This is a genomic window from Bacillus sp. AFS037270, assembly GCF_002585305.1.
In genome coordinates this window covers 23,215-36,310 of the sequence record NZ_NUNF01000042.1, presented here as the reverse complement: position 1 = coordinate 36,310, position 13,096 = coordinate 23,215, and the positions used below count along the sequence as shown (strand labels likewise).

Here is a 13,096-nt window from a genome sequence, read left to right as displayed (position 1 = left end):
CTAATGAAAAAAAACAACCCAGCGAATTTCGATGGATTGCCCCTCTCATTATTTATACCAGGAATACATATAGCCTGGGTCCTCTATTTCTTGAGCATACTTAACCATTTTTAAAGGGTGAAAGGTATCAATCATAACAGCAAGTTCCAATGTCTCTCTTTTACCAATGCTAGCTTCTACTTTTCCAGGGTGAGGGCCATGAGGAATCCCCCCAGGATGGAGTGTAATCGAACCCTCCTGGACCCCCTTACGGCTCATAAAGTTTCCTTTTACATAATAGAGCAGTTCATCGCTATTGACATTACTGTGATAATAAGGGGCTGGTATGGCTTCGGGATGATAATCAAATAGTCTCGGAACAAATGAACAAACCACAAAATGATTACCTTCAAACGTTTGATGAACCGGCGGCGGCTGATGTACCCTTCCTGTAATGGGCTCAAAATCTTCAATATTAAATGCCCAGGGATATAAGTATCCATCCCAGCCCACCACATCAAATGGATGATGACCAAGTATATGTGAGGAGATGACTCCTCTTGATTTCGTAAAAATTTCAAATTCCCCTTTTTGCTCAAATGTCACCAAGTTCTCAGGTCCGCGAATATCGCGCTCACAAAAAGGACTATGCTCTAAGAGCTGGCCATATTCATTTCGATAACGCCTGGGTGTTGTAATCTGACTGAAGGATTCAATAAACAATAATTGAGTGGTTTCCTGTTTGTTAGGTATGACCCGATAAATGGTTCCAATCGGAATTATTAAATAATCACCTTCACGATAGGAAATGGTACCGAACATGGTCTCGAGCTTTCCGGATCCGTAATGAATGTATAATAGTTCATCTCCATCCCCATTTCGGTAGAAACATGACATCTTCTCTGTCACCTTGGCCGTTCCGATAAGGAGATCTTGATTTCCCATTAAATAATTCCTTGCTTTAAGCGCATCTCCCTCTAGATGCGCTTTACTAGTCATAAAGTGACGGTGTTTTAAAGACTGCTGCTCCTCATATTCCGGCAAATAACCGCCAACTAGTTCCGACTTAACTATTTCAGTCGGCATATGGTGATGATACAAAATCGATTGTGTTCCTGAGAATCCGCACGTCCCCATTACCTGTTCTCGAAATAAACTCCCATCCGCTTTTTTAAACATCGTATGACGCTTATGAGGAATCTGGCCCATTTGACGGTAATACATCATTTCACCTCTTTTTTAGTCGATGATTGTATTCTTCAGTACACCAAGCCCATCAATCTCAAGTTCTACCAAATCACCCGGTTCCAGCCAGCGGTGTACTTCAGAACCAAGCTCGAGGATACAGCCGGTTCCAACTGTTCCTGAACCAATGATTTCACCTGGATAAAGGGTGACCCCCTGTGAGGCTCTTGAAATCATTTCACCAAAGGTATAGTAGATATCCTTCAGGTTCCCCTCAGAAAGCAAAATCCCATTTACACGAGCCTTCATAGTGAGATTAAAACCACCATGTTCTTTAAGAGGTTCTAGTTCATCTTTCGTAACAATCCAAGGCCCAATTGAGGTGGAGAAATCCTTCCCCTTAGCCGGCCCTAATCCAACCTTCATTTCTTCTCTCTGAAGGTCCCTCGCGCTCCAATCATTTAAAATACAATACCCAAAAATATATTCATCTGCTTGATCGGCTGGAATATCCCTGCCTTCCTTTCCAATAATACAGGCAATTTCCAGTTCATAATCCAGCCAACAACAATTTGCAGGTCTCGGAATTTTGTCTCCTGTCCCGCTTATTGCAAGATGATTGGAAAAATAAAAAACAGGTATCTTATACCACTCAGGAACTACTGAAAGCCCACGTTTTTCCCGTGCCGACTTTACATGCTGTTCAAAAGCATAAAAATCACGAAAACTTCTTGGGTTAGGCAGCGGTGCTCTTAAACGAAGCTCCTTTAATGGATAAACACCCTCCTGACCTGGGAGCAGGGAGCAGCCTTTTGCCTGTTTCAAGTATTCTTCACTATTGTTGAGAAAATCTAATAGATTATTAGGAAACCGGTGACCTGAAGCTTCACACATATCTACTGCATGTTCATCATCTATTAACCATCCTGCGCTAATCCTTCCATCGCTTTTTTCAAAGGTTATAAACTTCACATATCTCACCTATCTAAGGTTTTTTTTATTGAAAGGGAGAAGCTGCTCTCCCTTGACCGATCGATTTAGACCCCCATTTAAACCTTTACCTATTGATCTATTATTTATAAGTTTCCGCGTCTTTCCTGTTCACGTTCAATCGATTCAAAAAGTGCTTTAAAGTTTCCTTCGCCAAAGCCACGGGCTCCTTTACGCTGGATGACTTCGATAAATAATGTCGGCCGGTCCACAATTGGCTTAGTGAAAATCTGTAGTAAGTACCCCTCATCATCCCTGTCCACTAAAATATTAAGTTCACGAAGCTTCTCAATCTCTTCGTCTATTTTCCCAATCCGCTCTGCTAATGACTCATAGTAAGTGTCCGGTGTTTTGAGAAACTCCACCCCATTCTTTTTCAAAGTGGTGACTGTCGAAACAATATCTTCTGTTAAAATGGCCAAATGCTGAACCCCGGGACCATTGTAGAACTCCAGGAATTCTTGAATTTGTGATTTTCGTTTTCCCTCGGCAGGTTCATTAATCGGGAATTTTATTCGACCGCCATTATGCATGACTTTAGACATAAGAGCCGAGTATTCCGTGGTAATATCTTTGTCAGAGAAATGTTTCATTTCAATAAAGCCCATCACTTTTGAATAATATTCCACCCATTCCTCCATCCGCTCGACATTTCCGACCACATGATCGATACCAATTAACCCCGCATCTTCAACCGGCAGCTCCGCCGATAATGGTTCATAACCAGGTAAAAACGCTCCTTGATAATTTTTCCGCTCAATTAACGTATGGATAGTGTCTCCATATGTACCGAGAACGGCCTTTTTTACCACTCCATTTGCATCCTTCATTTCATATGGAGCAGTATGAGCAATCGCACCTCTTTTTACAGCTTCTGCAAAAGCTTTGTCTACATCATCCACCAGCAGGGCAACATCCTTGACGCCGTCTCCATGTCTTTTAACAAATTGGGCAACTTCACTATCCTTAGTATAGGAACCCGTCAGTACAATCCGAATATTACGTTGTTTCAAACAATAGGAAGCGGTTTCACGATTGCCAGTTTCAAGACCTGAATAGGCAACTGGCTGAAAACCATAGGCAGTACAAAAGAAGTGACAAGCTTGCTTAGCATTACCTGTATAGATTTCAATATAATCAACATCACGGACCGGAAAAAAGTCATTAGCCAACTTGTCTGCTCTTATTCTCTTTTCTTTCATCAAATGACCCCCATCTCATCTTAAATCAGGAATATTCAGTATTCATTTTAAGTGATAGGTTTTTGTCCACTCAAGAACAGGAGATAAAGCAATAACGCTTTTAGGTGATAAAGAATCATAATTTGACGAAATCATATTTCCCAGAAAAAAGAAAAAACACACCTTATTCGGTATGTTTTCACTTTTTAAAAATTGGAAATAATATTAGAAAATGCCACAATGTCTAAAAATGTAAAAAAGTTTTTACATTACGCCAGTATGGCTCGATCACTTGCCATTTGCGTACCGCGAATTCGTTTAAATTCACTTAATAATCCTTCAATTGTCAGCTTGTCCTTATCCTCTTCATTCACTTCTAATATGATTTGACCCTTATCCATCATGATTAACCGATTCCCTAGGTCAATTGCTTGCTGCATATTATGGGTAACCATTAAGGTTGTCAGATTATATTTAGCAACAATATCCTTTGTTAAGTTGGTAATAAGCTCTGCACGAGAGGGGTCAAGTGCGGCTGTATGTTCATCGAGCAGGAGGATAGAAGGCTCAGTGAATGTTGCCATTAACAAGGAAAGTGCTTGCCGTTCCCCGCCAGAAAGTAACCCAACCTTTGCACTAAGGCGGTTTTCTAAGCCTAGATGAAGGGATTCAAGAACCTCCCGGAAATAGTCTCGTCTCTTTTTCGTTACTCCTTTTCGAAGTGTTCTCGTTTTATTCCGTGAATAGGCCATTGCAAGATTCTCTTCAATTGTCATACTAGGAGCCGTACCTGCCATCGGATCCTGAAACACACGTCCAATCATCGTTGAACGGTTGTACTCTGACATGCTCGTAACATTCTTTCCTCCTATATGAACATCACCCACATCTGGAATTAAAACCCCCGAAATGATGTTCATTAACGTGGATTTACCTGCACCGTTACTTCCAATAACTGTTACAAAATCCCCTGCTTTAAGGGAGAGGTTGACATGATCAATCGCCACTTTCTCATCCGGGGTTCCCTCATTAAAAATCTTATGAATCTGATTTAAGTGCAGCATGATTGTCCCCCTTTCCTTGTGCAGAGGCCTGAATTAGATTCATTCTTTCCGCTTTCCTTCGAGCCTTACGCTTTTTCTCTTTTGAAGCATCAATGATTTTTGGTGCCGTTAGAGCAATAATGACAATGATGGCAGTAATTAATTTCATATCTCCAGGGCTCATAAACTCCGCTCGTAATGCTAGAGTTACGACAATTCGATAGATAATAGATCCGCCTATAACAGCCAGTGTCGTTCTTGCCATTGTTTTGGTACCAAAAAGTGCCTCACCAATAATAACAGAAGCTAAACCAATAACGATCATTCCAATTCCCATACCAACATCGGCAAACCCGCCTTGTTGAGCAATAAGTGCCCCTGAGAAAGCAACTAAGGCATTGGATAGGCCAAGACCTAGAACAACTAGAATATTGGTATTTGCTGAAAGACTGCGGATCATTCTCTTATTATCGCCGGTAGCTCTGATAGCAAGACCAATTTCAGTTTGTAAGAATAAATCTGTTAGGAATTTGATTACAAATGTCACGATAATCATAAATATCAAAATTCCCCATGTTTCTGGAAGGCTATCGCCAAGTCCAACTTTGGTTAGAATTTGATTGAAGAATGAATCAATTCCCCATTTTTCAAAAAGGTCACCAATTTTTGTAAAAGCAGTATCAGTATTTAATAAAGGTATATTTGCTCGCCCCATAATTCGTAAATTAATAGAATATAACGCGATCATCATTAAAATACCGGAAAGTAAATTATTAATTTTTCCAAACGTATGAAGAAGGCCAGTCATACAGCCAGCAGCAAATCCGGCGATTAATGCCGTAATTGTAGCCAAAAAAGGGTTTACTCCATTTGCTATTAATACCGCTGAGATCGCGGCACCTGTAACAAAACTCCCATCCACCGTTAAATCTGGAAAATCTAAAATACGAAAGGAAAGGTAGACGCCCAGCGCCATAATCGCATAGATGATACCTGCTTCAAAAGATCCAAATATGGCTGTAAACATAGAGATCATCCTTTCTTTGAGTGTTTGGGCCCAATATATTAGAGCCATTGTTTACTCTTATGTACGAGTCAAGGAGGTAACCTTGAGGCATAGGTTACCTCCTTGAAAAAGATCATTACTTAAGATTATTTTCCATCATAAAATTCGCCAAGTTTACTCCATTCATCCTTCACTTTTAAGCCTTGGGCTTCAGCCGCTTTCTTATTAATGACTAGTTTTAAGCTTTTTGGAAGCTCAACTGGGATTTCCGAAGGTTTTTTCTTACCTGATAAAATATCTGCAGCCATTACTCCGGATTGGTAACCAAGGTCGTAATAACTGAATCCACTAGCCGCTACTGCACCTTTCTTCATTGAATCCAGCTCTCCAACAAAAAGAGGGATTTTCTTACTATTGGCAACGGCAATAACAGCATCAAGAGCTGTAACAACTGTATTATCGGTAGGAATATATATTGCATCAACACGACCCGCTAAAGACTCAGCAGCCTGCTTTACTTCTGAAGTATTTGCTACTGAAACATCAACAAGTTTAGCACCTTTTTCTTCAACAAGTTTTTTCACAGCTTTAACTTGGACCTCTGAATTCTGCTCACCTGAATTATAAATCACGCCAACATTTTTAGCTTTTACTTCATCCGTAATAAAGCTAATCGTTTTCTTTGTTGCATCAGGATGATTATCAGTGGTCCCAGTAATATTAATACCTGGTTTATCAAACGATTTAACTAGACCTGCTCCGACAGGATCCGTCACAGATGTAAAAACAATTGGAATATCCTTTGTAGCATTTAAAGCGGCCGTTGCACTCGGTGTAGCATTTGCAAATATCAAATCCACTTTATCGCCGACAAAATTATTCGCAATGGTTTGTGTATTATTCATATCCGCCTGAGCATTTTGTTCATCAAAATTTACCTTTAACCCTTTGTCCTTCAACGCCTGCTTGAATCCTTCTGTTGCAGCATCTAATGACGGATGTGGTGCGAATTGAGTAATACCTACATTAAATTCTTTTTCTGATCCTGATTTTTCCGAACTTCCTGAAGACTCCTTGCTTCCGCATCCAGCTAACAGCAACATTCCTGCTAATGCAATCGAGACTGCCTTTACCTTTCTTTTCATGAACATGCTCCCCCAATTTCCTTGCAATTTTCTAATAATTTTTTATATATTAAAAATTATTATTATTCTAGTATCTTTTTTCGATAAAAGCAATAGAAAAACCAAAAATATTTTTTCGCTTTAAAGCTCGAAACTTCAAGTTATTAATATTACTAGGTAAAACCGCTTTCATTGTGGAGGGTTATTTATACTATAAAAAGAAAAATGCCCTCTATTTAGTAGAAGGCATTTCATGGTGTATTATTATTTAATGTCGTCATTTTGCTTACCAATTACGAGTATTTTCAAGAAGTTGGTCAATCTCCACTTTTTTCACTTTATTATTGTTTTTCTCAGATGTTAGATCTGAAGTGGCTTCTAGTAGTTTGTCGATATCGATTAATTTGATTCCCATCTCTAACCTCCATAGAACTTTTAATAGTTAATTACTCTACTAAACTATTCGAGCTGCCAAAAGAGAACATGGGGGTCGTTTTTCAAAAATTTTAATTAAGCTGTTATTTTTATATCTTTTTGACTCTGACTTTTTTTAAAAAAGTATTTCATCATCGGTGGTGTAACTAAAGTAGTTACAAGAACAACAATAACTAAAATGGCGAAAAGCTCTTGGCTGATTAAATGACTCTCTAGACCAATTGCAGCTATAATTAAGGCTACTTCTCCCCTTGAAACCATTGCCGCACCAATTCCAAGTGAACTGCTCCATGAAAATTTGGCCAGTTTTGCACCTGCTGCAGCTCCTATTAACTTTGTTAGGATTGCTAGAATGGTAAGCCCGATGATCGTACTAAGATGTTGTGAAATACCCTCAAAGCTTGCTTTTACTCCAATCGAAGTAAAGAATACAGGTACGAAAAGGGAGTAACTAATTGTTTCTGCCTTTTTTAAAATTTCATGTTTAAATTTGGTGATATTTATGGCTAAGCCGGCAATGTAGGCCCCAATAATCGCAGCAACACCGGTTAATTCTGCCATATAAGCAAACAAAAAACAGATGATTAATCCACCGGAAATAACGGATTCTGTTACCTTTAATGGTGCAAATTTCGTTAAAATCCACGGTACTAACTTCCAAGCTGCCAAGATCGCTCCTGCGGAAAAGAGAACCTTTTTCAATATGATGATACTTAAATTAACATCACCACCTGCCACGCTCATTAAAAAGGCCAGAGCGATAATGACTACTACATCATCGATAACAGCTGCACCTAAGATTGCTGTCCCTTCTTTTGATTGCATTTTATTTAATTCTTTAAGTGCCTGAACAGAAATGCTTACACTAGTAGCGGAAAGCAATAAGCCTAGAAAGGAAGCCTCAATGGTGGACATATTCATAATGACTCCAGCTATAAACCCGATAAAGAACGGAACAATGATTCCACTTAACCCTACGAGGGTTGAGGCTTTCCATGAGCGTTTAAATCCATCAATATCGGTTTCTAAACCCGCTATAAACATTAACAAAATGACACCAATCTGGCTAAGTTCTTCCAATGTACTCGTGTTCGAAACAAGCCCTAAAACAGCCGGCCCTAAAAGAATTCCTACAAGAAGCTTTCCTAAAACGGACGGCTGTCCTAACTTAACACTAATATCCCCAGCTATTTTAGAAGCTAATAAAATAATCGCTAACTCGAAAATGAAATCCATCTGATTCACCTTTCCTTTCAAAAAAATAAAAAGAGTCTGTGCTTTAAACTCTACAGACTCTTTTTTAGTAAAAATCAAAAAAGCCCGTCAACCAAAGGACATAATTATCCCTTGGTGACAGGCTCCTCCAATAACGTAATATTTAATTAGTTACATTATAACATATTTTATAGTGAAAAACAACAATGTAAATGAGCATTGTATTAGTTCCACTTTCGTATATTATCAATAATGTTAACTTTCAGGAAGGTAATAAAAGTGGACTCTCCCTTTTGAACCTTTTGTTTATTCCATTCATTAAAGCTTGCGATTGTGATTAAGATTATCCCCGCTATCAGCAAGTATACCCACCAAGGCATGTTGCCCCAATATGGTCTCGTTTGCAGAAAAACATTTAACAGTAATACACCTGCACCTACAAAAAAGTACGATTTTATTTGAATATACATTCCTGCCACCATTGATAACAAGGAAAGTGAACCTAAAATAATTGCATCATAAATGGTATGGCTTGACAATGCATCTTGGATTAAAATCAGCGCTACAAACAATAATACCATCCATTGAAGAGCCTTCACTACTTTTTCATATTTCCCCTTTAAACATTTCCGGATGAAAATGGTCAACAGGATATAGGGAAGAACGTATACCTCACGCAGCCAAAGTGACGGGATATGGATCGTACTAATAATTGCATAATAAGGCTGTAACGAATAACCGCCCGCCGCAATGGTCATAAAAGCAGCATATTCAGCAGGTACTCTTTTCCGTTGAAGCCAAAAAGTTAGTACAATCAGAGTTCCCGGCAATGCATGACTCCAAAGTTGTTGATTCTCTAAAAAATACATATACACAAAATACATAAGACCAGTAACTGTATATCCGTCTATTTTCATTTCCAATAACTTTGTTCTTGGCTCAACTAGCTTCTTATAAAGGATTTTACCAGATAAAATTAACACCATACCAATGACAGCAAATACAAGTTTTTTTTCAGGCGACGTCAAATCGCTTACATATGTGAACTCAACATTGGCCAAGAAAGCGAAACCTAAAGGCACAATGCCCAAAATGTCCCATTTTGCATTATGCAAATAAATCAGGATTCCAATTACATACAGGCAGGTGATTAGATATGGGATGAAACCATATGGATAGACCATTAGCAAGGAAGCTATCCCGATCATGGAAAATGGCACTAAATAAAAAGTTGTTCTTTCTTTAAATTCCTCGTTGGCAAATAAGAAAAATGCAAACATTAGTAAACTGCTGATGGGGAATGCAAATCTTACATCGGACTCAAGATGTATTCTCCCCATCCCTGTTGTAATAACAAAAAATAATGCTGTAAAACTTCCGTAAAGGAAAACCCTTCTTTTCCACTCCCTAACAGCCAATTTGGCACTAACTGCATATCCAACTAGGGCCATTATAAAGCTAAAGACGGCATCTTCTTGATAGATAAACCAAGTAATCGCAAGGACAAGAGGAAGAATGAGGTGTCCGACCCAAGCAAATGCTGCCTCGAGGTCAGGATTTGATTTTCGATAGAGAACCGCGATCACAAGCAGAACGATCGCACACATAGATGACACTAATGAATTGGTCAAATGATTAAATGCAAACTTCTCTGTAATAGCATGCATAACGGAAAAATAGCAAAGAAGCGTCGTTAAACTGATAAAATAAGGTATCCAATTGGTCCCAATCCTTTTATAAAAATAGGAATACATTCCTATTCCCGCTAGCATAACTAAAGGCTGGACCCAGGTGTGATTGATAGGACTAACAATGGCATGGATTATGGCTAATGTATAAAGGGCTTGGGCGATAAACAGAGAGCTTTTTGCAAAATCTTGCTTAGAAAGCTTTCCCCAGACAATGCTTGAAACTAAAATAAGCACAGCTCCGGCTGCGAAATTAACCGCATACCCATATTCAGAATAGTAAATGAGGGAGTTTACATTAAACTCCTCACCAAAAGCGGCGATGGAAAGGCCTAGTGCACTAGGCAATATCCATAAGGCAGCTTCCTTTAGAAGAATTCTATCTTGGTATTGATGAAGTAAATAGGCGGCCACAGCTAAAAGCAAGAGCATCACACCCAATTCCCACCAATAAAGAAAAGCAAGCGTAAGGATCATGGCAATTGTCATAATGGAAAATCCTATCTCTACTGCTGCATTTCGTATCTGCTGTATATACTTAAAGAAATAAAAGATACCCAAGACACTAAAGAGAATAAATCCTGTAAAAAATAATTTAAGAGCGAAATTGATTTCTTCAATCGGACTGGTTAATAAAGAAACAGCTTCATAGATGCCTGATGACAGTAAAAGTGCACTTAAATAAGGAAAAATAAATCGCGAACTATGGTGGGAAAGGTAAATAAAATTTGCTGCCATAATAAAATAGGCAATCAGAAGCACAATTGCCGGTTGTCCCGAACGGAACAAAATTCCTTCACTACTAATATATATAAAAGCAAAACCTGAAATAACAGCACTGGTATACTGAAATGCTTTGTCTAGTGAGAATTTATTATCTAATGCTTTAGGAACAAAGATAATCCCAAAGGCCACTAATGCGTAAACAATCCCGCCTACATTTTCAAGGAAACTATTCTCAACGAGCTGATAAGCACCATAAACCAGCATGACAGTAAAAATAAAGTGATATTCCTTCCTGCCAGTAACATACATCATCGATAAATAAATCACAGCAGTTAACAGGAGGTTAAAGCTGTACAAGACCTCACTATCAAAAAGGTATAGCATAAATAGTGTAGATAAAATCAAATTCACTTGGATAAATGGTATAAATTCTTTAGTAAATAGTTGTAGTCCGCTAATCTTCTTCACCCGTTTGAAAACAAGGATAAGGACTGCGTTATATAGCACCATTCCTAGATAGAAAAGATCAATCTTCAAATGAAGGGCCGCCAGTAAAAAAGCAGCTCCTATAGAAAAACAAACAAACGAGAACCAGACAAATAATCGCGAACCTAATTTTCTCGCAAACCGTATATACACCACAAGTGATAGTAGACTTCCGAGCAATCCAAGCAGATAACGTCCTCCACCGTCAATCGATAAATACGAGCCTAAAAGCCCAAACCAGCCTAAGGAGAGAATAAAAATCGGTAAGAATAAGCTCCCTAACACTGTGAAGGCAAAAGCCGTTTTATCAATATGAAGTATTCTATTGGCAATAAGAGCGATCGCATAAAATAACAATGAAACAAAAGCAATTGAACAGCTTTTCATTAAGCTTGTCATAGATTCCCAATTACTTGTTGCTACAAATAAACCGCCGATTAATAGAAAAATAACACCTATATTTAAAGACCAGGTTATGTTTCTCTCCCGAGCCTCTTCGGGTGAAAGTGTTTTTCTGAATTTGGCAGGTTTCGGAGTGGCAGCAGGTATTGACTTTGATTGTAATGACTCATGTTCAACCGCGTGCACATCTTCTTCTTTTAGTAAATCGAGATGGTATTGGTGATGTGCCTTCGCCACTGTCTCAACCATTGCATCTGAAAGATACCCTTCTTCTTTCAACTTATATAACTCATACCTAAAGGTTCTTCTTCTCTCTTCCATTTTATTGGGTTCCATTTAAACTCCCTCCTTATTTCATTCCATTCAGGTGTTTTATGTGATTTATGTAATTTATGGGATTATTTACAACATTACTCCTTTAGTGTAATTTTACACCATTTCATTTAAATTTCAATCCTTTTTCTTTTTTCAACTATATTCGAGTTTACGTTTGGGGAAAATATCTGTATGATAAGAGAATATTTGTTAAAAAGAAGGAGTTTTATATGCTGACATTTAATGAAAAACTAGCCATTATTGAATCTTACCCAGAATTAGAGAGGAAAGATGTTTCTCTAAAACGTGTTAATTTTCAGCTTCCAGAAAGTATTTCTGATAAAAAAAATATAGTTTATCATCTGCATCCGAATGGAAATGGCTTTGTTTATGCCGGTCACCTGGATCATTATGAAACAGATGAAAAGGGAATGGTCAATATCCGAGATTTTTCAGCTGAGCAGCTTCGGAGTATCTTAACTGAGTCCATTGCGGCCTTATCGCCCCTAGAAAAGTCAACCAATGAGGAAGCCATTATTGGAGAATTACAGGAAGAGCGCTGGGTCGACGGAGAGGGTAACGTTCTCATTTTGCTTTATGAAAATGAAGTATGGAATATCTACTTTGGCCTAAACCTTGAAGAAAGCTTTGATACATACGAAGAAGCTATAGCTTTCATGCAAGAAGAAGGCTTTAAACAGGGATAAGCAAAAAGGCTGTGCTAATGAAAGCACAGCCTTTTTCTATTGATGATTATATTCTTCGTCAATCCACTTGTCTAAACGAATAATACTTTTTTTTGCACGTTCATAATCAATCGTCCGATAATGATGCATTCCACCTTCTTCTTCATCTTTTTCATCCGCCCATTTTACAACTTGCTGTAGTGGTGTCCTTACAATATCATTTGAAGGCAAAAATGAGTCGGTATGAAATAGAATCGCAAGCGCAATCGTCTTGGCCTTAATTGGGTTTTCCCCAAGGCGGATCAATAGCTTATGCGCCCGTTCGGCGCCTTTTATTGGATGAATATCATTTTGTTTATATAGGTCATAATCCCATTTTCCGTTCTTATACCAAGTATAGTGCCCCATATCATGGAGAAGCCCTGCTTTAGCAGCAATATCAACATCAAGCTGATGTTCTTTACTCAAATGAAAAGCATGGTATGCCACCGCAATCGCATGGGCAAGTCCTGAGCGGTTTAAATACTTTTGGGCAATGCGGTGTTCAAATATATCCAATAAAGTTACGTCTCTCATGCGATCCACTCCTGACTGTTCGTAAATGTATTTCACTTATTATATGCTAACCTGTCCAA

At 38.5% G+C, this 13,096-nt stretch carries 11 protein-coding genes; 1 reads left to right on the top strand and 10 read right to left on the bottom strand.

What is annotated here, in order from left to right; translation table 11 throughout:
• Positions 1-48: 48 nt before the first annotated feature.
• From COD92_RS20590 to COD92_RS20555, 9 genes are all read right to left on the bottom strand, one after another.
• Positions 49-1,203, bottom strand: a complete 1,155-nt coding sequence (locus COD92_RS20590; RefSeq protein ID WP_098529256.1) for a homogentisate 1,2-dioxygenase — start codon at positions 1,201-1,203, stop codon at positions 49-51.
• A 15-nt stretch (positions 1,204-1,218) separates the two neighbouring features.
• Positions 1,219-2,136 carry a fumarylacetoacetate hydrolase family protein gene (locus COD92_RS20585; protein ID WP_098529258.1) on the bottom strand — a complete coding sequence of 306 codons (918 nt, stop codon included), beginning with the start codon at positions 2,134-2,136 and terminating at the stop codon, positions 1,219-1,221.
• Between the two features lie 104 nt (positions 2,137-2,240).
• A complete protein-coding gene (gene hppD, locus COD92_RS20580) occupies positions 2,241-3,356 on the bottom strand; it encodes a 4-hydroxyphenylpyruvate dioxygenase (protein WP_098529260.1) in 1,116 nt (371 codons plus the stop codon).
• 248 nt (positions 3,357-3,604) lie between these two features.
• Positions 3,605-4,399: an ABC transporter ATP-binding protein gene (locus COD92_RS20575; protein WP_098529262.1), complete on the bottom strand. Its 795-nt coding sequence runs from the start codon at positions 4,397-4,399 to the stop codon at positions 3,605-3,607.
• The gene (locus tag COD92_RS20570; protein WP_098529264.1) at positions 4,374-5,405 is read right to left on the bottom strand and encodes an ABC transporter permease; all 1,032 of its coding nucleotides are present in this window, start codon (positions 5,403-5,405) and stop codon (positions 4,374-4,376) included. The genes COD92_RS20575 and COD92_RS20570 overlap by 26 nt, the downstream gene beginning before the upstream one ends.
• Positions 5,406-5,530: 125 nt before the next feature.
• Positions 5,531-6,529 carry an ABC transporter substrate-binding protein gene (locus COD92_RS20565; protein WP_098529266.1) on the bottom strand — a complete coding sequence of 333 codons (999 nt, stop codon included), beginning with the start codon at positions 6,527-6,529 and terminating at the stop codon, positions 5,531-5,533.
• A gap of 265 nt (positions 6,530-6,794) precedes the next feature.
• Positions 6,795-6,923 carry a hypothetical protein gene (locus COD92_RS32945; RefSeq protein WP_255286609.1) on the bottom strand — a complete coding sequence of 43 codons (129 nt, stop codon included), beginning with the start codon at positions 6,921-6,923 and terminating at the stop codon, positions 6,795-6,797.
• A 95-nt stretch (positions 6,924-7,018) separates the two neighbouring features.
• Positions 7,019-8,179 carry a cation:proton antiporter gene (locus COD92_RS20560; protein ID WP_098529455.1) on the bottom strand — a complete coding sequence of 387 codons (1,161 nt, stop codon included), beginning with the start codon at positions 8,177-8,179 and terminating at the stop codon, positions 7,019-7,021.
• A gap of 203 nt (positions 8,180-8,382) precedes the next feature.
• Positions 8,383-11,796 carry a hypothetical protein gene (locus COD92_RS20555; protein ID WP_098529268.1) on the bottom strand — a complete coding sequence of 1,138 codons (3,414 nt, stop codon included), beginning with the start codon at positions 11,794-11,796 and terminating at the stop codon, positions 8,383-8,385.
• 209 nt (positions 11,797-12,005) lie between these two features.
• Between COD92_RS20555 and COD92_RS20550 the strand changes: the two genes are divergently transcribed.
• Positions 12,006-12,482, top strand: a complete 477-nt coding sequence (locus tag COD92_RS20550) for a hypothetical protein (protein ID WP_098529270.1) — start codon at positions 12,006-12,008, stop codon at positions 12,480-12,482.
• Between the two features lie 36 nt (positions 12,483-12,518).
• Here the strand turns inward: COD92_RS20550 and COD92_RS20545 are convergent, their stop codons facing one another.
• A complete protein-coding gene (locus COD92_RS20545) occupies positions 12,519-13,037 on the bottom strand; it encodes an HD domain-containing protein (RefSeq protein ID WP_098529272.1) in 519 nt (172 codons plus the stop codon).
• Positions 13,038-13,096: the final 59 nt, after the last annotated feature.

Coding starts and splice junctions, on each gene's coding strand:
- hppD (WP_098529260.1), bottom strand. CDS start 3,356: ATGAAAGAAAAGAGAATAAGAGCAGACAAGTTGGCTAATGACTTTTTT.
- COD92_RS20560 (WP_098529455.1), bottom strand. CDS start 8,179: ATGGATTTCATTTTCGAGTTAGCGATTATTTTATTAGCTTCTAAAATA.
- COD92_RS32945 (WP_255286609.1), bottom strand. CDS start 6,923: ATGGGAATCAAATTAATCGATATCGACAAACTACTAGAAGCCACTTCA.
- COD92_RS20570 (WP_098529264.1), bottom strand. CDS start 5,405: ATGTTTACAGCCATATTTGGATCTTTTGAAGCAGGTATCATCTATGCG.
- COD92_RS20565 (WP_098529266.1), bottom strand. CDS start 6,529: ATGAAAAGAAAGGTAAAGGCAGTCTCGATTGCATTAGCAGGAATGTTG.
- COD92_RS20545 (WP_098529272.1), bottom strand. CDS start 13,037: ATGAGAGACGTAACTTTATTGGATATATTTGAACACCGCATTGCCCAA.
- COD92_RS20575 (WP_098529262.1), bottom strand. CDS start 4,399: ATGCTGCACTTAAATCAGATTCATAAGATTTTTAATGAGGGAACCCCG.
- COD92_RS20555 (WP_098529268.1), bottom strand. CDS start 11,796: ATGGAACCCAATAAAATGGAAGAGAGAAGAAGAACCTTTAGGTATGAG.
- COD92_RS20590 (WP_098529256.1), bottom strand. CDS start 1,203: ATGTATTACCGTCAAATGGGCCAGATTCCTCATAAGCGTCATACGATG.
- COD92_RS20550 (WP_098529270.1), top strand. CDS start 12,006: ATGCTGACATTTAATGAAAAACTAGCCATTATTGAATCTTACCCAGAA.